At 43.9% G+C, this 20,014-nt stretch carries 19 protein-coding genes; 8 read left to right on the forward strand and 11 right to left on the reverse strand.

What is annotated here, in order from left to right:
* The first annotated feature begins 7 nt into the window (after nucleotides 1-7).
* Nucleotides 8-1,513 carry an SgrR family transcriptional regulator gene (locus L0991_18465; protein ID XGB64017.1) on the forward strand — a complete coding sequence of 502 codons (1,506 nt, stop codon included), beginning with the start codon at nucleotides 8-10 and terminating at the stop codon, nucleotides 1,511-1,513.
* A gap of 134 nt (nucleotides 1,514-1,647) precedes the next feature.
* Nucleotides 1,648-2,046 carry a DUF1090 domain-containing protein gene (locus L0991_18470; protein ID XGB64018.1) on the forward strand — a complete coding sequence of 133 codons (399 nt, stop codon included), beginning with the start codon at nucleotides 1,648-1,650 and terminating at the stop codon, nucleotides 2,044-2,046.
* A 103-nt stretch (nucleotides 2,047-2,149) separates the two neighbouring features.
* Here L0991_18470 and L0991_18475 read toward each other — a convergent pair whose 3' ends face one another.
* The 4 genes from L0991_18475 to L0991_18490 all read right to left on the reverse strand — a co-directional run bounded on the left by L0991_18475 (nucleotide 2,150) and on the right by L0991_18490 (nucleotide 6,357).
* Nucleotides 2,150-3,262 (reverse strand): HDOD domain-containing protein, encoded by a 1,113-nt coding sequence (locus L0991_18475; protein ID XGB64019.1) that lies wholly within the window; start codon nucleotides 3,260-3,262, stop codon nucleotides 2,150-2,152.
* Nucleotides 3,263-3,494: 232 nt separating this feature from the next.
* Nucleotides 3,495-4,550, reverse strand: coding sequence for an alcohol dehydrogenase family protein (locus L0991_18480; GenBank protein XGB64020.1), 1,056 nt, complete (start codon nucleotides 4,548-4,550; stop codon nucleotides 3,495-3,497).
* Nucleotides 4,547-5,065 carry a TetR/AcrR family transcriptional regulator gene (locus L0991_18485; GenBank protein ID XGB64021.1) on the reverse strand — a complete coding sequence of 173 codons (519 nt, stop codon included), beginning with the start codon at nucleotides 5,063-5,065 and terminating at the stop codon, nucleotides 4,547-4,549. Before L0991_18485 ends, L0991_18480 begins: the two co-directional genes overlap by 4 nt.
* 170 nt (nucleotides 5,066-5,235) lie before the next feature.
* The gene (locus tag L0991_18490; GenBank protein XGB65411.1) at nucleotides 5,236-6,357 is read right to left on the reverse strand and encodes a multidrug effflux MFS transporter; all 1,122 of its coding nucleotides are present in this window, start codon (nucleotides 6,355-6,357) and stop codon (nucleotides 5,236-5,238) included.
* A 96-nt stretch (nucleotides 6,358-6,453) separates the two neighbouring features.
* Here L0991_18490 and L0991_18495 point away from each other — a divergent pair, with 96 nt between their 5' ends.
* The gene (locus L0991_18495) at nucleotides 6,454-7,227 is read left to right on the forward strand and encodes a helix-turn-helix transcriptional regulator (protein XGB64022.1); all 774 of its coding nucleotides are present in this window, start codon (nucleotides 6,454-6,456) and stop codon (nucleotides 7,225-7,227) included.
* Between the two features lie 88 nt (nucleotides 7,228-7,315).
* Here the strand turns inward: L0991_18495 and L0991_18500 are convergent, their stop codons facing one another.
* Both L0991_18500 and L0991_18505 read right to left on the reverse strand, forming a co-directional pair.
* Nucleotides 7,316-8,767, reverse strand: a complete 1,452-nt coding sequence (locus L0991_18500; GenBank protein ID XGB65412.1) for a glutathione synthetase — start codon at nucleotides 8,765-8,767, stop codon at nucleotides 7,316-7,318.
* Between the two features lie 123 nt (nucleotides 8,768-8,890).
* Nucleotides 8,891-9,838, reverse strand: a complete 948-nt coding sequence (locus tag L0991_18505) for a LysR substrate-binding domain-containing protein (GenBank protein ID XGB64023.1) — start codon at nucleotides 9,836-9,838, stop codon at nucleotides 8,891-8,893.
* A 120-nt stretch (nucleotides 9,839-9,958) separates the two neighbouring features.
* On the opposite strand from L0991_18505, the gene L0991_18510 reads away from it, so the two are divergent.
* A complete protein-coding gene (locus L0991_18510; GenBank protein ID XGB64024.1) occupies nucleotides 9,959-10,957 on the forward strand; it encodes an adenosine deaminase in 999 nt (332 codons plus the stop codon).
* 151 nt (nucleotides 10,958-11,108) lie between these two features.
* Nucleotides 11,109-11,690, forward strand: a complete 582-nt coding sequence (locus L0991_18515; GenBank protein XGB64025.1) for a sugar O-acetyltransferase — start codon at nucleotides 11,109-11,111, stop codon at nucleotides 11,688-11,690.
* A gap of 58 nt (nucleotides 11,691-11,748) precedes the next feature.
* On the opposite strand, the gene L0991_18520 is transcribed toward L0991_18515, so the two are convergent.
* From L0991_18520 to L0991_18535, 4 genes are all read right to left on the reverse strand, one after another.
* A complete protein-coding gene (locus tag L0991_18520) occupies nucleotides 11,749-12,588 on the reverse strand; it encodes a hypothetical protein (GenBank protein ID XGB64026.1) in 840 nt (279 codons plus the stop codon).
* Between the two features lie 35 nt (nucleotides 12,589-12,623).
* Entirely contained in the window at nucleotides 12,624-13,247 is a 624-nt protein-coding gene (locus L0991_18525) for an HAD family phosphatase (protein XGB64027.1), read from the reverse strand.
* A gap of 173 nt (nucleotides 13,248-13,420) precedes the next feature.
* The gene (locus L0991_18530; GenBank protein ID XGB64028.1) at nucleotides 13,421-13,903 is read right to left on the reverse strand and encodes a type II secretion system protein; all 483 of its coding nucleotides are present in this window, start codon (nucleotides 13,901-13,903) and stop codon (nucleotides 13,421-13,423) included.
* 78 nt (nucleotides 13,904-13,981) lie between these two features.
* Nucleotides 13,982-14,914 carry an AraC family transcriptional regulator gene (locus L0991_18535; GenBank protein XGB64029.1) on the reverse strand — a complete coding sequence of 311 codons (933 nt, stop codon included), beginning with the start codon at nucleotides 14,912-14,914 and terminating at the stop codon, nucleotides 13,982-13,984.
* Between the two features lie 259 nt (nucleotides 14,915-15,173).
* On the opposite strand from L0991_18535, the gene L0991_18540 reads away from it, so the two are divergent.
* Nucleotides 15,174-15,881: a GntR family transcriptional regulator gene (locus tag L0991_18540; protein XGB64030.1), complete on the forward strand. Its 708-nt coding sequence runs from the start codon at nucleotides 15,174-15,176 to the stop codon at nucleotides 15,879-15,881.
* Between the two features lie 171 nt (nucleotides 15,882-16,052).
* Here the strand turns inward: L0991_18540 and L0991_18545 are convergent, their stop codons facing one another.
* Nucleotides 16,053-17,252: a starvation-sensing protein RspA gene (locus L0991_18545; GenBank protein ID XGB64031.1), complete on the reverse strand. Its 1,200-nt coding sequence runs from the start codon at nucleotides 17,250-17,252 to the stop codon at nucleotides 16,053-16,055.
* Between the two features lie 261 nt (nucleotides 17,253-17,513).
* Here L0991_18545 and L0991_18550 point away from each other — a divergent pair, with 261 nt between their 5' ends.
* Both L0991_18550 and L0991_18555 read left to right on the forward strand, forming a co-directional pair.
* A complete protein-coding gene (locus L0991_18550; protein XGB64032.1) occupies nucleotides 17,514-18,947 on the forward strand; it encodes a PTS transporter subunit EIIC in 1,434 nt (477 codons plus the stop codon).
* A 99-nt stretch (nucleotides 18,948-19,046) separates the two neighbouring features.
* Nucleotides 19,047-20,009, forward strand: a complete 963-nt coding sequence (locus L0991_18555; GenBank protein ID XGB64033.1) for a sugar kinase — start codon at nucleotides 19,047-19,049, stop codon at nucleotides 20,007-20,009.
* The last annotated feature ends 5 nt before the right edge of the window (nucleotides 20,010-20,014 follow it).

Raw genomic sequence — 20,014 nt, forward strand, 5'->3', positions numbered from 1 at the left:
ATTCGAATTGGGCAACCTAAAGCGCAAGCTTGAACTGTACGAAAAGATATTTCAGGCTTTTGGGCCTGGAGTATCACGCTGCCAAGTCAATCAAATCGCAACGCTTCTACATGTGAGTGAGCGTCATGTTCAAACTCTACTCAAAGCAATGACAGCACAAGGCTGGATTGAGTGGCAAGCCAGTTCAGGACGCAATAAAAAGGCACAACTCACGTGTCTGATTGAACCGATGGAAGCGTGCTACCAATACGCACAAAGCCAAGCAGACTCCGGCAATATCGAGCAGGTCTTCAGCACCTTAAGCTTTAATGGACGCAATGCTGGTACAGAGCTGCAAGCCTTTCTAAACAGCACGAATCAATCGGCGCAGAGCGTCGCGTACATCCCCTTCCACCGTGAATTAGAAGCGCTTCACCCTCAGCGTGTACTGAGACGCACCGAGCGTTTCTTAGTGATGCAGATTTGCCAGCGTCTCACCTCTGTACAACAAGGCAAATTATGTGGCGACTTGGCTTATCATTGGCAACCCAATGAAGATGCAACGATCTGGCGTTTCCAAATTCGCAATGGTGTTCAATTCCACAACGGCCGAACACTGGAAGCTCAAGACATTGCACACTGTCTGACTTTGCTCTCTTCAAACAAGTTATGGCATCGCTGCTATCAACATATTGCTGAAGTCTCTGAGTCTTCAGGCAACATCATCACAATAAAACTCAGTAAGACGGATTGGCATCTACCCCGCTTGCTTGCTAGAGCCGAAGCATCGATTTTTGAACCTAATTCTGTCGAGAGGTTGGTCGGTTCTGGCCCATTCTCATTAGCGATCTTCTCAAACAAGATGCTCAGACTGAACCGCAATGATGCGTATTCAAGTCAGGTTCCGATCCTAAATCGAGTCGAATTATGGGTTTACCCAGAGTGGGCAGAGAGTAAAGCGTGTGCTCAAAATCAGGTGTGCGTAAAAATGCCTGAGAAGACACTCAAAGTTGGCGAATACAGCAGTGCACATGCGCGAGCTCACGGCTCTACTTTTTTCCAAATTCAAAATCCAGAGTTGTCTTCTCCCAACCGAATATTCACCGTTGAAGACACCTCGGAATGCCAAGCCTTTTTCAAGCAATCTTCAGTGCCTGGTGAGACTAAACTCACCGTAGAGTATGGCGATTTTTCAACGATAAGAGACGTTGCTTTATGCAGCATTATCGATGAAAACCACTCATTCTCTTCTTGGTTAGGCTTCTTCACCCGCTTCCCTTTCGAAGATCTGTCACTACCCGTTGAGATGCTCGCAAACATCGAGCAGGCTTTAATCTCAATTCAATGCGAACCAGACTTTGAGCAAGCCGCCAAAACGCTCTTGAAACTCAAATGCTGGCTATACAAGACTGAAGTATTGGTTGAGCTTAAGCAAGAGGCATTCAATCTTGAGGTATCTGAAAAAATACACGGAGCACGAGTAAATGGATTCGGTTGGTGTGACCTCGATAAGTTGTGGATTAGCCATATTTGATTCTATCTTTAACAGAGATAAGTCATTCAACACATAGACTTACCTTTAACACTCCTCTGCCATAAGCAAAGCGTGCGGGTGTTAAGTTACGATGAAACTAGGCTCAACCCTATAGAACCAGTAGAAGGTAAATCATGAATCGACACCTAAAAGGCTCAATACTGCTCCTCAGTGCATTTTCTTTTGGCAGTATGGCAAGCACGACCTGCAACTCACTGACTGGCTGTGAGAAAAAGTTCTGTGAGATCGAGCATCAAATCGAACAAGCCAAGCAATACGATAATCAATACAAAGTCGAGCGACTCACAACGGCATTGAAAGCGGCAAAAGAAAACTGTAGCAACGAAGGTTTGAAAGACGACCTTCGTGAAAAAATCGAATCCAATGAGGAAGATTTGGCTGACTACCAAACCGACTTAGAAAAAGCCAAACAAGACAACAGATCGGACAAAATTAAAAAGTATCAGCGCAAGATAGAAAAAGAGCAGCGTAAAATTAACGACTTAAAGCAAGAACTGTCTGAAATCCCTTAAATCAAATTCACGCAGATCGTAGCAGCTTCAATAAAAAATGGTCTTACTCATTCGTAAGACCATTCGTAAAAGATCGCTATAAGTCAGCATCAACGCCAATGGCTTATCCAGCCAACGCGACCACAGATTCTTTATAGATGCGATTAGCCACCTTGTAGGCTGCGGGCGACGTCAGTCTCTCCTTACATCGGCTCTTAAATTGCTCGATATCGATCGCCTGAGCATCCAATAAATACGTCAACTCACTCAAAGAGTTAGCCTCAAACACAGCTTGGCCAAGCGGTGTGCATGCGTAGCGGCTCGACTCTTGATAGCCAATAGCTGTCAGTACCGGTTCCGGTAACTCCCAGAACTTAGCAATGGTATAGGTGAGGCGAATAGAGTAACTGTTGATCAAACGCTTCAACGCCAATGAGTTAGGCGGGACAGAAGGGTCAACATGCTTGAAAGCCTCCACCATCATTTGGAAAATGATCATCTTACCTAAGTTACGGATCAGCCCAATAAAATAGGCGCTAGCCTGATCTTCTTGAGATGGCGACTCTTTCATTAACTCCTTTGAAAAAGAAGCTGTTTGGATGCTGTGGTTCCAAATTTTCTCACCGAAATGGCGCCAATAGATATTGTTGCCCGGGGTAAAATTCTTCATGTACGAATTCACTACACCCTCTACCAAACCTTGCGAACCCATATTTAAGAATGCGGTTTTTAGATCGGTTACCTGTTTTTCACTGCGTTTGTAGTATGCGCTGTTCGCTAATTTAATCACATCCGCTGCCATGCTCGGCTCTCGCTCAATCACCTTAAGCAGAGCATCGACATCAAACTCATCACTCTGTAGTTCACCCATTAATGTCGTAACAGAAGCAGGCATCACAGGCAATTCATTGAGAAGCGCTTTAGGAGAACGAATTAAACGTTCAACTTGGCAGGCAACAAAGTCGCTAAATGGATCAGATTCCGTTCGTAGACGTGACTCTCCAAACAGATAATCAAGAAATTCTCCATCGTGAAGGCTCATCGCTTTATCGACGATTAATGATGATGGTTGATTTGACGAAGGCGGAACAAAGATTGAAGGCTTAACAGTCGTTTGCTCCAGAGAGCTGTCTTGATCAGAAACGACTTTTTGAGAGGCACTTTGTGAGGAAGTGAATTGCTTACCTTGCTTGGAAGCGAAAGGGGAAAATAGTGCCTGTAATACCCTTTTAAACATCAATACGGCTCCTAGATGAATACAACATAAATCGGGATATATAACGGCGGTGATTATCGCACAGGTGACTCATAAACCAAACAGTGATAAATGAATCATTAATTTTTTAGCTGTATATAATCTATTACTCATCAAGCGGTTAAAGCAAAATGATACATCTCCTAAAAACAAAAAGAGCGAGCTAATAGCACTTGCTCGCTCTCTCATATATTGGAAACATGAGCTAATTAAACTAGCGCTCGGCGACTTCCAATACGATCTTACCAACGTGCTTTTTCTTCAAAAATTCATCTTGTGCTGTATGGATATCGGCAAGCGGGAAAGACTGCGCAACAATCGGCTTAATCTGCTGTTTTTCAATGCGGTTAACCAAGTTTTGGAACACTTGCGGCTCCAACACCGTGCAACCAAAAAAGCTCAAATCTTTTAGATACAGAGTACGAACATCAAGCTGAACCATCGCACCACCAATTGCACCAGACACGGCATAACGACCATGCGGCTTTAAGACGTCAAGAAACTCTGGCCATTTGTCACCCGCCACTAAATCAATCACAACGTTAACGCTGCTTTCGCCCAACGTTTCGACTAAATCAGCATCACGAGCAATGACCTCATCGGCACCTAGCTCTAGCAACTGCTGGTTTTTACTTGGGCTAGTAATCGCAATCACATGTGCGCCACGAGCTTTTGCCAATTGAATCGCCGCAGAGCCGACACCGCCTGATGCACCAGAGATCAACACGCGATCGCCTTCAGTTACATTAGCTCGAGTCAGCATGTTTTCTGCTGTCGAGTAAGAACATGGAAAAGACGCCAGCTCAACATCCGACATACTACTGTCCACCGCATAAGCGTGCTTTGCTGCGACTTTAGTGTATTCAGCAAAACCGCCATCACACTCAGAACCGAAATACCATGGTTGTCGCAGATCTCGTCCATACACTTCCGTTAAACAAGGTTCGATAAGAACACGCTCACCAATACGATCTGAAGAGACTTCCTCTCCGACTGCTACGATGAAACCGCACACATCAGCACCTTGGATACGAGGATACTTTAGCGCTTCACCCGACCAACTGGCATCGTTTGAATCATCGCTTTTTGAGTACCAACCGATTCGTGTGTTGATATCCGTATTGTTAACGCCTGCCGCCATCACTTTGATCAGCACTTCATTAGGTTCGATTTGAGGGACAGCGATATCTTCGCGGTAGCCAAGCATTTCCGCTCCGCCATGACCCAACATCTCTACGCCTTTCATCATTTTCGGTATTTCGAATTTCATCGTGTTTCCTCGAGTAATTTTGTCACCATATCCTGTGCCGATGCCACAGCTTCTTCGCCTAATACCGGCCACGCGCTTGATACGCCTTCATGAAGTAAAAACAGGGGCGTTGCGAGATCATCTCGCAGGCTCTGCTTGCCAATAAGCAGTCGAACCTGTTCTTTGTGTTGCGTAACGGCTTGGTTAATAAGCTCATTATCTGGGAACGCAGCAATCGCATTCATCGACATGCAGCCGTGTGGTGCATACTCTTCTAACCATTGTTGAAGCTTATTGAAAATATGAACGACAGCTTCTAAGCCAGCTTCAGGAGATGCTTCTAACAGGAAGTTCAGGTAGCGCTGATGTCGGTATTCCAATGCACCAACAATCATCGCTTCTTTTGAAGGGAAGTGTTTGTATAGGGTTCTTAGGCTAACATTACACGCCGTTTTCAGCTGCGCAACGCTCGGTTCCGCAAAGCCTTGTTGGCTAAATGCCACTTCAAGGCTTGCTGCAATCTGTTCTCTCAACATAGTGCTCTCTTACGTACCCGACAAAAGGTAGAATGATTGTTCTACTTACAGGGTAGAACGATCACTCTACCCATGTCAACTGACAACTTTACGAGCAAGAAAAATGACAAATTCCGCACCTAAATAAGGTGCGGAGTTTATCAATATAGATCAGGGGTTTATTTCTTCGGCTAGAGTCGGCTGCGAATCGTCACTAATACAGACAGCGCGCCACAAAGTACCAGTACCACACCTAAATCTTGAATCATTCCTGCTAAACCAAGGCCAGAACCAATCAGGGTGTAATACATCAAACCAAACAATGCACCTGCACTTCCTGCTTGAGATTGGTAACGTACCAAAGCTCGGCTCAGTACATTAGGAATCGCGATTCCAAACGCCATCACCACCAGCATCATTGGTAGTAAGAACCAGATCGTCCCTTGTGAAAAATACACACCAACCGCACCTAGCGTTTGAAGAGCAGCCGCTATACCGATCAAAGATGGAGAAGAAAATTGTCTCTTCAATAGTGCCTTGTTCACTAAGCTGCCGAATAAAGTTCCGAAGCCAAGTACGACACCACTATAACCAAACTGCTCTACACTGAAGCCAAGTTGTAAGAACGTAAATGACCCCAGTTGGTAATACGAAAATAGCGCAATATTAAACGAGGCAACGAGCAACGCAGACATCCATATATCGCTATCTTTTACCATACGCATTCCAAGCGATTTTAATTGCAGCGGCTGTTTAGATTGTTGCGTTTCTGGCAGAGACCATAAGCTATGAACTAATAGCGCTAACACCATGATAAATAGAGCCATAAACACATATTGGTGTCCGCCAGCTTCGCTCAATTGACCACCAAGCAACAGTCCAATAATTGGGCTAATTGATAGCCCCATGCCCATGTAACCAAACACTTTTGCCAATTCAGGTCCGCTAAAGGCATCTCGCAACATGGTTTGGGTCACAACGGAGCCAACCGCAAGTCCAAAAGCGCCCATCGCTCGAGCGACCATTAACCAAGTGAAACTATTGGTTTGCAGTGCGATAAGTGCAGAGCAAGCAAATAACCCCAGCCCCAATAACATGGTTGGTCGGCGTCCCCATTTATCAGCGAGTACACCCCATACCACCACGCCTAATGCAAATGCAGAGAAGTAGATCGAGAGAGTTTGTGCCGCTTGTGTGTAACTAACATCAAAGGATTTCGATATTGAATCCAGAGTTGGGCTATAAATGGTTTCTGCTATTTGCGGGAACATCAACAGCAATACCATTTGCCACAAAGAAGGTTTCGTTTTCATCATTTTTCCAAATCGGTGAACTTGACGAGAAGTTTATAGAAAACTAACCTTGACTCGTTAACAACATTAAAACCAAAAACAACAAGATTGGGACAAATGGCATTAATTAGCGAAACGAGTAACTTTGATGCAGACGGATTACCCGCCCCCGTAATCGGTGTTGCTGCAGATATAGGCCAGCACGATTCAGGTATCCACTACCACAAGAAAGGACAGCTGCTGTATGCTCCACAAGGCTGTATCACCTTGACCTTAGAAGACGCTCTTTGCATTTTACCGCCGACCAAAGCGGTATGGATCCCGCCTTATACCAAACATAGAGCGCAGATGACTAACGTAGTAGCCTATCGTTCGCTCTACTTCGACAGTCATATTTACACATGCCCTGAAGACATAGAAATCATCGAAGTAAATGAACTACTAAAGGCGCTAATCAACAAAATGTCGTTTTGGGAATGGGACATTGCATCGGAGCAAACCACCAATACTGCCAACCTATTTTGGGAGGAATTCTACTGTGCGAATAAGCATTCATTTATCTTGCCACTCCCTACAGATCGCAGATTCAAACGCTTTTGTGAACAAGTGAGAAGCGATTCATTCTTAGCTCCTGGTTTATCGACATTAGCGGATTCAGTTGGGGCAAGCACCAAAACCATCACTCGACTGTTCAAGGCAGAAACCGGCATGACTTATCAAGATTGGCGGCAACAATGGCGCTTATTTAAAGCCATCGAACTGCTCTCAGAAAATCGACAGGTCGGCGATGTCGCAGAGCTATTGGAGTTCTCATCCAATAGTGCGTTTATTACCTTTTTCAAGCAACAAACTGGACAAACACCCCTCGCCTTCACCAAGTTGAGAGCGTAACGAGTTTGTTCCCTTTACTTCAGTTCGGCGTTTCTCGCATACAAAAAAACCAGAACATGAGTTCTGGTTTTTATTGAGAGCTAATAAACTAATCAATCAACACCAATGAATCGAGAATCCCTTTGCCGCTGTGGATCCCGCCTTCATTTTCACTGGCCGGTTTGCTGCGAATCAAGTAACCCGCATAACCATCAAGCTGAGTGACCGGCTTACCTTGATAATAGGCGGTGAACAGCCCAACCTCACTCACAAGATCATCGACCAAGGTTTGTTGAGTACCACGCACCGCAATAGTTGGAACATCACGTTCATGTGGATACAAACGCTGCATTAGAGCCCATGCATCGTACTCTTCAGGCTTAAGTCGAATCAGTTGCTGGCTGATATCATTACCGAATACACAGTGACCGCCGCCCTCACCTTGATTTTTTAGCACCCACTCTTTCTTGTTGGCTTGCGTGTTAAACCATTCAATCGACTCGCTGGTGATAGGCTTCATATCGGCTAGAACGCTCTTCACAAGCTGAGCCTCTTCAAACGTTAAACCCCAGCGCGCATATTCTGACGCTGGCATCATAGTGAGCAACATTTGCATGGTTTTACTGGTTGCTAGCTGTTGACTGATGGTGGCATTCATAGCGACATAGTGTTGTTCGATGAACAAGCGAGTTTGACTCAATGTGTGGCAACAAACGGGCTCATTCAACTCAGGCGCCCAATAATCTGAGTACTGATAGCCAGCACGTAGATACACCACATCGACTGCGCCAACATCTTGCAGTAACAAGCGTTGGTTATCCCCCGTTGAAAGCTGGCAACTCAGCTGCTCAAAGGTACGACGCACCGTACGAACACCTTGCTTTTGCAGTTCAATTTCAAGCAAGTGCTGGTCATATACGTTATCTTCGTTCTTCTGCACCACCATTAAAAATGTAGGTTTAGCTGAATCATCAAAGTGCTCTCTTACCTTTCTTGCCGAGTTAGCAATACCGAAAGCCAATTGTTCAAGCCCTCGGTTTTCTGCCGGGATTGCTGATGAATCTTCCAACCAATTTTTATAAGTATCTGGCCACTGATTATTCATGAACGCGTGAAATTCAGTCGCGCGCTGACCAAAGGGTGCCATACCTGCTGCGATGCCATTGAACTCAATCACTTTTGCTCCATGCTGACGGTCATCCATAAAATCGGTTCGCATCAATAGCAAAGGTTGGCGGTCAGGACTCAAGCGTTCATCAGCACTACCATGAGCTTGTTGATGAAGTGCCATTAAGCGTCCAAAGAATGGATCAGCTTGCGCCATATCGCTCAATGAAGACTGCAGAAAATCATGATCTTCCGATACGTTGCTGATCAGCTTAGTAATAAGCGGAGTCACGCGACGCAAATGTTCATAAACCTCACGCTCCATTGTCATTGGCGCAAGGCTGAATGGGCAGTGCCTTGCGGTATTATCAGCTTGCCGAAAAGCGACACCGTGCATGATCGCCCACTCACAGGCATCTTCAATTATTTGTTGTGGAATCAATGACGCTGACATTGGATTCATTTTGCTCTCTCACTATTATCGGGAATTACGCCCCCAATTAAGACGACACTCAGTCTGAAAAGACGAACGAAAAGCGAAAAATATTTTACGAATTACAATGCGTTCAAAGACCGTCTACTCTTGAGTGTCTTGCGTCTTGTTAACAATCAGCTCTCGTAGCCAGCGATGGCTAGGCTCAGAATCAAAATAACGGTGCCACAACAAGAATAACCCGCCTGGTACCAAATCGATGGGAACGGGCTTCATCACTAATTCACCGCTATCGATATAATCACGTACCGAGTTGTATGGATAACACATCAACAAATCGCTCTGTTTACAGAGTTTGATAGCACTAGTGATATCCGACACGTTAGCGGCCTTGTTGATCTCTAACTGCTTAGCGTTAAGCACTTCCATCAATAACCAGTCGCCCGCTCCGCCCGTCACCAATTGTATATGCCGATACTTAAGAAAGGTGTCGAGGTTCCACTCTTCTTGCAAAGCAGGGTGATCGTTACGCATCAAACAAACGGAATAATCCAAACACAGCTCAACATAATCCAGTTCATCCGGAATACATTGCACATGGGTTGAAGCGCGTTCATCTAATTCAAAAATACCGATACCAAAATCGACTTCGCGCTTAAGTAAACGTTTGAAACTATCACTACTCCACGTTGAGCTATTGATGGTGATATGGGGTGCATCAGCAAGCGCTGTCGGCATAAATTGCGGATAAACCGCTGTGTAGGCGGTCTCAACAAGGTCTATAGTGAAAGTACGCTCGCTCTCCTTAGGATCAAACACCTCAGGGACAGTTAGCTTTTCGATTTGCAGCAAAATTTGGTGGATCTTGGGCGCTAAGACGAGTGCTTTTGGAGTTGGGAATAACCCTTTAGACTCACGCTCAAATAGCGGGTCGTCAAACAAAGCTCGAAGCTTGGTGAGTTGTTTACTTACCGCAGATTGGCTCAAAAACAGCCGCTCTGCCGTTTTGCTCACACTACGTTCTTCAATCAGAACATGTAAGCACAACAGCAAATTCATATCGCATTTAAGTAAGCTTTTAACATCGACCATGATATTCCCCAAATTCAGGTTAATGATGATTATTTGTCACTTTAAATCATATCATGCTCTTGGTAAATTGAGCGCATGTGAGTTAACACACTCAAAGAATAATAGAATTAAGGAATACTCATGGATTTTCTAGCACTACCAAAGATTGACTTACACTGCCACCTAGACGGAAGTGTTCGCCCAGATACGATTATTGATCTAGCAAAACAGTACAATATCGAACTACCTGAAGACCGTGATGCGGTTGTTCAATCTCTAACTGTGCCAGAAGATTGCAAAAACCTAGATGAGTACCTAGCTTGTTTCAGCCTGCCACTAAAAGTGATGCAAACTGAAGAAGCAATTGAGCGTATCTCTTTTGAGCTTTACGAAGACGCAGCACTAGAAAACGTTAAGTACCTAGAAGTTCGTTTCGCACCAATCCTGCACGTGAATAAAGGCCTGTCTCTTGACGCGATCATTGCAAGTGCAGTGAAAGGCATGAAGCGTGCTGAAGAGAAATACGACATCAAGGGCAACTACATTATGTCTGTACTGCGTATGTTCCCTAAAGATTCAATCAAAGACGTGATCGATGCAGGTAAGCCATACCTTGGTAAAGGCGTTGTAGCATTTGATATTGCTGGCGGTGAAAAGCCAGGTTTCTGTGCTGAGTTCCCTGAATACACGCAATACGCGATCGAACAAGGCTACCGAGTGACGGTTCACGCAGGTGAGCAATGGCACGGTCAAAACGTTTACGACGCAGTGACTATGCTGGACGCTGAGCGTATCGGCCACGGTGTTCACATCCAAGGGAACGAAGATGCGTACAACATTGTGAAAGAGAAGCAGGTTGCGCTTGAAACTTGCCCAACGAGTAACGTTCAAACTAAATGTATTCATAAATTCAGCGACCACCCAATTTCTGAATTCAAGAAAGATGGCATCGTTGTAACAATCAACACAGATAACCGCACTGTGTCGAACACAACAATGACTAACGAAGTGAAACGCGTATGTGAAACTTTCGACCTAACGAAAGAAGATTACGCAGAAATCTACAAGTACTCTGTAGAAAGCGCATTTGCTTCAGACGAAGTAAAGCAGCATCTAATGGGTTTTGTTGAGCAAATCTAACGGTTAAAAGCGCCTTTTGCTGAAGAGCTAGGCTCACTTAAAGCTAGTGCTTAAAAGCACAAAATAGGAAGAGAAAGGCTGACGCTTTTCTCTTTTTTTATGTCCATTTATCAGTATTCTGATACCAATATTGATTCGCAAGATATAAACCATGAACACAAAAACAGAACTCGAAAAAATGCTCACTGGCGAGGTTTTTGACGGCGCCGACCATGAGATTAGCCAAATGCGTTCTCATGCCAGTAAAGCCCTGTCAGACTTCAATCAATGTACAGACGAGACTCAACAGCCAAGTTTGCAAACAAACCTGTTTGGCAAGATTGGTAGCAGCATAGTGCGTCCCCCTTTTCATTGTGAGTTTGGTAAAACCATTGAGATAGGTGACGATACCTTCATCAACATGAATGTGGTCATGCTGGACGGTGCTAACATCAAAATTGGCAACAATGTTTTAGTGGGACCAAGCGTTCAATTTTATACCGCTTCTCACTCTCTGGATCACCGCAGTCGTCGTCAGTGGGAAACCTTCTGTTTCCCTATTATCGTTGAAGATGATGTATGGATTGGTGGGAACTCGGTCATTAATCAAGATGTGACGATTGGCGCTCGCTCTGTTATCGCTGCCAACTCTGTCGTCAACAGTGATGTACCACCAGATTGCCTCTACGGTGGTACACCGGCTAAGTTGATTCGTTACTTAAACACCGAGCGAACAGACAACGACGGTAAATAAACAGTAAGCCAATCTAAAATGCAAAAGGGGATGTTTAATATTAAACATCCCCTTTTAGCTAGTTGAGCTTATCTGTTTTATCCAACAAGCTCTGTTCCATCGCTTTTTCATAATCGCTTTGAGGAGAGCCCAAATAGGTAGTTTTGACGAACTTTTCCCAATCAGAAAACAGGCTCTCTAGTGGCTTATCCGAAAACTGCGAGACATCACCATTGCTCTTAATAAGGTCCACAAATGCCTTCTTCCCCCAAGATAGCTCGATAAACTCCCCTATCGTATAACCAACCTCATAAATCGCAGGGCTACTGTTAGGCTGGATGTATAGCTCTTGAACCAACCCGTCGAAACGACGATTAATCGCATTTCTATTGCTCAGATGAAACCAATAATCTTCAGATTTATAGATAGCGATAGCTTCCCATAACCAACGCGGGTTATTCAGAAAGTTGGGATTCACTTGCAGCGTCAGGAGATGCACAAATTCATGCAGCGCAGTCTTTTGAATTTCACCACCAAAGTGAAGCAACCTAATTTCATGACTCTTAGGCTCTATGTATCCCGTAGAGAAAGCGTATCTATAGCCAATGCTTCGCTCTTGTTCATCTAAATAATCCTTTTGGTCCTGCCATACTCTAACGGTCACCGTCGGCATAGATTCAAGTTCGAACGCTTGCATCAACGGAACTCGGTTGAGCAACAAGGTGTTATGAATACTGGGAATGACAGAGGGGGATGTTCCATTGTAGAGGACATATTTAAACAGCCCTTTGTCTGACTCGTAACAATCGTCACATGCCTTATCACCACGAATTTGAAGCACAACAGCGACAAACAATACCAACACTGACAATGTCAGAATCAAGAATGTAACGATCGATTTAGATGGGTATCTTTTCATTTTCTACATCCTCAGTGAAGGTATCTCTCTGCACGTCACTCTTTTAGATCAACACCTAGCCTGTGTAACGCATTTTGGCACTGTTCAGCATCGACAAATTGGATACCTGATATGCCGACGGCTTCCGCCCCTTTGACGTTATAGGGCATGTCATCGATGAAGACTGTTTCTGACGCTTTGAGATTGTTTTTAGATAGCAGCGCTTGGTAAATTTCGGGCTGCGGTTTGAGCATGCCAAGCTCTGCAGATACCGCCGCACCATCAAATAATGGCCAAAATTCGTAGGTCTTTTTCAAATACTCGACAATCTCGACCACATTATCGGTCAGCGCATACACGCCATAGCCAGAGCGCTTTACACGCTCAATGAGTTCTACAGAACCATGCAGTAAGATCTGCGTTTGTTTGACGTAATAGAACAGGCGATCACACTCTAATGGAGATAAGTTGAGTTCGCGTTGATAACGGAGCTTGGCCTCGCTCTCACTCAAGAAACCTTTGTTTAAATCCAACCAAATTGCACTTTGGAAAATAGAACGTGCACGTGGTTCCAAATCGTCAATATCACCGAATGTAAGACGTGCTATTTCCAGTGGTGCCCAACGCACAATCACATTCCCTACGTCGAACACTACATTTTTGATTTCATTTGCACTCATACACTCTCCAGAGAGCGTCATGTAATTCAATCTAGGCAAACACAAAGTGCCGCACATTAAGAATCATGACGAACGTTTATAAATTAAAGCTTCATGTAGAATATACAATCAATTGAACATAAAAAAGGCCATCATTACGATGGCCTTCTCATTATTTGCAAGTGAGCTAATTATCAACACAAATCGGCTTCGGATGAGACGATCGTTGGCGCGCCAGCTGAAGCATTCGAGCGATAAATAACAACACAAGTTTCGCTTTCTTCGGCATTAGCAAATGAATAAACGATAACTTCATTGGTCACAGCTTCAATGTGAGCGCCCAATTGTTTCCAATCGCTATTTTCACCACGCAACCCTTGAACAGCAGTTCCAATCCCACCTTCAGAAGCGGTTGGGTAACCATAATCTGTTTCAATACCTTCTACGACAGTGTTCAATCCACCGGAAGCAGGGAGGTTCTCAACACCTGCAATAGCAGCTTTCCCATAAACAATTGATACCGCCCCTTCCATCGAGCCTTTGAGTCCTTTTAATGCCGCCGCTCTTGCGTCTGACTGAAGCCCCAGAAACTTAGGGGCAGCAATCACAGAAAGAATGCCAAGCAACACAACGGTGACAACAAGCTCAATCAAGGTAAAACCCCTTACCTTATTCATTCCCAAAGCCTCTCAATATATGGAACAGGTACCAGTATATACTTTAGGGGTATTGATTAATACCGTTGATCGTACTTATTAGTTTAACTTCTTCCATTGGTATGGTGTTATGCCATTGGCTCGTTTAAAAGATCGAATGAATTGCGAGGAATCGGCATAACCTAAGTGAAGAGCTACATCAGAAATTGCATAGCCTTGCTGTGAAAGGACTCGCTTTGCAAACTCGAACGATAGTGACTCCTTAATTGCTTTGAAAGTGGTCTGTTCATCCTTCAGTGCTCTCTGTACTGTTCGCTTTCCTATTCCATTGAGGTCACAAAACTTATCTAAGTCGATATCCATTCTTCCTATATATGACGACAAGGCATGTGAGACTCTATCGGAGTCTGCCATCGGTTCAGGCTTAGCTGGGCTTAGTGAGATAGAGCCTAGGGAGGAATAATGAATACGTGTGTGCTCTTGCCCAAGGTATTGGGGCGTATCGGATTGAACCTGTAGCTCGCGTAAATCTTCAGCGCTGTTTGCGACTAAATCATATCGAATAGGGTCAGATAATTCCGGATATCTTGTTTTCAAATAAGCATGTACATAAACAATCAGAAGCAACTCTGACTCTACATGCTTCAAGGCTAGCTTGGTCGTTTTTAGTGATACCGAAAATCCGAGCTTATCCTCGTTTATCGTCAGCTCATCAATAGACAAGCAGCGCAGAAAGCTATCCATCGAAAGCTCACCAAACCATACCTCTTGACCTATTTGCTGAGCACTTTTTAACAACAGTGAGGTAAATGAATCAGCGCTTAAATTCAGTCGCAGTTCGTGTAAGAAAAGAGCAAATAGGTTAAATGGAATATACGTAGCAGACGAGGTGCTCATACTAAAAGGTAGGTTCGCTTTTGCAGCTAGCTCATCAAGAACTCCTTGTTTGAAACCAAACGAGTTATCCTCTTGCAAAGCCTGTTGAAAATGGATTGCTATACGCTTATCTATCAGCGGTATATTAAGTCCCATTCTATACCCTTCCCCTATTTTTATGACGTAGAGTGCACATTTTGGCTTTCTAGTTTAGCCCCTCTTCTCTTGAATTAACAAGATACACATTTACGATTAAGCCTCAAAATACACCGACTTAAGCCGTTTAATAATACTCATTTCTCATCCTCCAAATGCCCTTATGTGTTATAATTCTTAGTCTCTCAAAGCGTGCTGAATCCCTGATTTAGTTCACTATTCTTTAACCACAGTGAATCCACTTTAACGTTATCGAACTATGAAAAAATACGAATTAGTTGTCCAAGATATTGTGAGTAAGATCTGTCAAAACAGTATCAGCCATAAGCTTCCAGCAGAAAGAGAACTCTCTGAAATATATGGGCTATCTCGATTTACTATTCGAAAAGCACTAGCAAAACTAGAAGCGATTGGCATGGTCACATCTAAGGTGGGTTCAGGCTACTTCGTCAACACCGCTCTGATTGGTACACCTTTAGTCTACAACTCGATCACAGAGAACAGCTTTGAAGAGATCTCTTACAAAAAAATCCAGTTGAACAAAGCACTACCCGACAATCACGAGCAGCAAATTTTTTCATTAAGCGACAACGAATATATTTGGAAAATTAGACGCCTTCGATTGATCAACAATAAAGTGGTTCAAATTGAAGAGGCAAAAATCCCGGTTAGCGTATTTCCTGAAATGAATGCGGAGATCATAGAAAGCTCGATTCAAAAACACGCTTTGTCAAAAGGGCTGCAGATCGATAGTTATTTGACGACTTATCAGGCTGTTAACGTATCTAAAGAAGATGCTGAACTGCTTGGTTGTAAAAAAAATGTCGCTGCAATGAATATTACTAACCGAGGTTTCTTAGCGTCTGGTGAGTTATTTATAGTCAGCGATATTATTGATATTAATTACCAATGCACGTATCACACCCCTTTTAACAGTGAGAGTATGAGCTACCGAGACAAGAAGTAATAATACTAGCCAGAAAATGATTGATTATATTTAGTGGGAAAGGGTGACTGACTATTAAAAATATTTATTTAATTCACCAATAATATAATCTTGTTAGTACCTATTTTTAATTAGACAATCAACTCAAAAAAATGGCCGCTAATAGCGGCCATTTTATTTTAAAGGTACGAGTTAAGGGGTATGGATAGCGCCATCAGGAAGGCGGCTTTGTGTCCACTCGTGGGGGCGATACATCACTGGAAATTCCGCAGCAGCCTCTCGGTCGATCTCAACACCAATTCCGGCAATTTCAGATGCGTATAAGTAACCATTGATCGGCTCTGCTGCATTCGGGAATACCTTGTGCGTATTCTCGTTGTATTCGACATGCTCTTGAATCGCCGCATTATGTAAATGCACGTTCAAATGCGTGTTCACCGCTGCGCCAATTGGCGTCATATCTGGCGGACAGTGCCATGCAATACGTACACCGAAGTTCTGGCATAAGTGTCCAAGTTTAAGAGCTGGCGTAATACCACCGATTTGTGAAACATGGCAACGGATGAAGTCGATTCGACGATTCACGATCAGAGACTTCCACTCTTCAGGGTTATTAAATAACTCTCCTAAACCCAATGATACCGAGCTTTGACTACGAATATTGTCTAGCCATTCCGTTTGGTTTGGCGGAAGAATATCCTCGATGAAGTACGGCTTATATTGCTCGACTTCCTTCGCAAATTGTATTGCCTGATTTGGAAAAAGACGCTCATGCACATCGTGGAGGATATGGAATTGGTTACCATATTTCTCTCTCAGCGACTTAAACATGGTTAGCGTGTTGTCCATGTACTGATCTTGGTCGTAGTAGGAACCTTCAGTCGGGTTTTGAGTGGTATGTAAATCGGTTGGAACACCGCCATAGAAACCAAGCTGACAACGTATATGCTTGTAGCCTTTCTCTAAGAAACCTTCAACCAAATCATAAATGCCTTCCATGGTGTCGCTTGTCGCATGCGTATACACAGGGATTGCATCACGAGACTTACCACCAAACAATTGATGCAGAGGCATACCTGCTAACTTAGCTTTAATATCCCATAGTGCCATATCAACACCAGAAATAGCATTATTGATGACAGGTCCATTTCGCCAGTAAGCGTTAACCATCATCATTTGCCATAAGTCTTCAATATTATTAGCGTTTTTTCCAATAAGAATCGGTTTTAAATATTCATCGACCATTGTTTTTACAGCAAGTGGTCGCTGCTGGAATGTCGCACAGCCAAAGCCAGTCACACCTTCACTCGTTTCAACGACAACGGTAATTAGGTTGTGTCTGTCTGGCTTAGTAATAATACAATGGATATCGGATATAATAGTTTCTTTCACAATTAAATAACCTAAACTTAAGTCAACTCCTATTATCTAACCGCTTTAAAAATCACATTTCAAGGGCTAATTTTTGCCTAAAAATAATTGGTACGTTAAGTGTTTTTTTTTGATAAACAAAACATACCAATTGGCAAAAAACGGTGAAAAAATAATTTTTGGGATTTTAAATGTGATTGAGATCTCTTTTTATTCCGTTGGATTTAAATTGGTTGTCGTTATGATTTCTCGAGTTAAATATATTCCAATAACAGGTGTAGTATGCAAATGGTAGAAAAGAGTGATGCCGTTGTGAATAGCTCTAAGTCATCATCGAAAAAGAAAAACTTCAAAGAAAATATACAGTTATTAGTCACTGCTCTTGGCGGTGAAGAGAATATCGTGAGTATCACGCACTGTATGACAAGACTGAGATTCAAATTAGCCGACGAGTCATTGGCTAACGAAGATGACATCAAGCAAATCGCAGGTGTGAAAGGTGTCGTTCTTCAACAAGGTCAAACCCAAGTGATCATCGGGGTTGAGGTCGAGAAGTGGTTCAACGCCCTATCAAATACGCAAAAAGCTGATTCAAGTCCTGCTGATGAGCTAGAGAAAGGCAAGCTATTCCAAGGCGTGATGCGCATTGTTGCTGGCATCTTTGGCCCTGTAGTACCAGCTATTGCGGGTGCCGGTATGCTAATGGGTCTGCTATCGGGCCTTATTGCTACCAATGTTATCTCTGAAACCTCAGACACGGTTTACTTCTTCCGTTCAATTTCTATTGCGGTGTTCTTCTTCTTACCTATGCTGGTTTCTTTCTCTGCAGCCAAGGTCTTTAAAGTAAATGAGTACATCGCACTTGCTGTTTCCTCAGCAATGCTAGCACCCAAGCTAGTAGATAAAGCGGCGATGCTAAAAGACGCAGGTGCAGCTCCGGAGCTAACGGTTCTTGGCGTAGTTCCGATTGAACTGCTCAACTACGGCGGTGCAATTGTTCCTGCAATTCTCGCAATCTGGTTGCTGTCTAAAGTGACACCTCTGGTTGATCGAATGGTCCCTGCTTCAGCTAAGCCAGTGTTCACACCGCTACTGGCGTTTACAGTAACCTCGACCATTACACTCTCTTTTGTTGGCCCTGCGGGTATTTGGCTAAGTAACGGAGCCGGTTGGGTAATGAGTTCATTACTGGAGATCTCTCCGACGTTAACGGGCTTTGTATTTGGTCTAACTCGCCCGATTACTATTGTATTTGGTATTCACCACAGCATGACGCCAATCAGCCTGAACAACTTCGCACTGTATGGCAAGGATCTACTGATGCCTATCATGTGTTTGGGTAACATGGCGATTGCGGGCGCAACCATGGCTATCTGGCACAAACAGCGTAAGACAGTTTCTAAAGAGCAATCTTCGATTACGATGGGTTCAAGTGTAACGGCGATTCTAGGTATTACGGAGCCAGCTCTGTTTGGTGTCCTAACTAAATACACCAAAGCGATGATGACCGCGAGTTTAGCAGCAGGTGTGTTCGGTGCTATCTCAGTAACGATTGATACTCACTTAACGAGCTACATTCTTTCTTCTGTATTCAGCCTGCCAGCTTACCTTGCAAGCGGTACACAAAACTTCCTTCAAGCAATCATGGGCGTGGTAGGTGTATTCACACTGTCTTTCATTCTAACCATGTTGTTTGTAAAACTAGACAACAAATAAGCTCCTTTTGACTTGCTCAAAAGCTCCACGTGGCTACCTACTCTGTAGCCACGTTCCATCATTTGATACCCAGAATCCAACTTTTCGAAAAGGCACACTATGAGCCATATTGCGATTATCGGCGAATGCATGATTGAATTGAATGGCGCGCCATTTGGCACCATGCAACAAAGCTATGGCGGAGACACGCTCAACGCCGCTATTTACTTGAACCGAAGTGCCACCAGCAATGTTCAACAGGCAGGTAATCCTTCAATACGTACCAGCTACGTGACTGCGCTGGGATCTGATGCCATTAGCCAACAGATGCTAGAACGCTGGCAAAGTGAGGGGATATCGACAGATCTTGTCGCTATCGACGAGAAGCGTTCTCCAGGCTTGTACTTGATTCAGCTGGATGACGAAGGGGAAAGAACCTTCTTATACTGGCGCAACAACTCCGCTGCTCGCTATCTAGTTCAACACCCTAATTTCGATGCAATCTGCCAATCACTAAACGATGTGGATATGATCTTTTTCAGCGGTATTTCGCTCGCGATATTGCCACAAAGCGATCAAATCAAGTTACTAGCAGTAATCCAGAAACTGCGTTCAAGAGGCGTCACTATCGCTTGTGACAGTAACTACCGACCAAAGTTATGGGAATCAGAAAACGCGACCAAAGAGTGCTATCAACTGGGTTATCAAGTCACTGATATCGCCTTGGTTACCTTTGATGATGAACAGCAACTATGGGGCGACCAAACACCTCAAGACACCATCGACCGACTGCACAGGCTTGGTGTGAAGACCATCATTGTAAAACTCGGTGCTGAAGGCTGTTTGGTCAGTGAAACACCAGAGAAAGCGCCAAGTCTCATTGAGACCACGCCAGTCGAAACCGTCATCGATAGCACTTCGGCCGGTGACTCATTCAATGGTGGTTTCTTATCTTGTTATCTATCGGGTGGCTCTGTTGAGCAAGCCTGTCGCCAAGGTAATGCACTGGCGAGACTGGTCATTCAGCATCATGGCGCCATCATTCCCAAAACCATCACAGATACTCTTTTTACCTCTAATTAAGAAAT

The sequence above is a fragment of the Vibrio chagasii genome, assembly GCA_041879415.1.
Classification (GTDB): Bacteria; Pseudomonadota; Gammaproteobacteria; order Enterobacterales; family Vibrionaceae; genus Vibrio.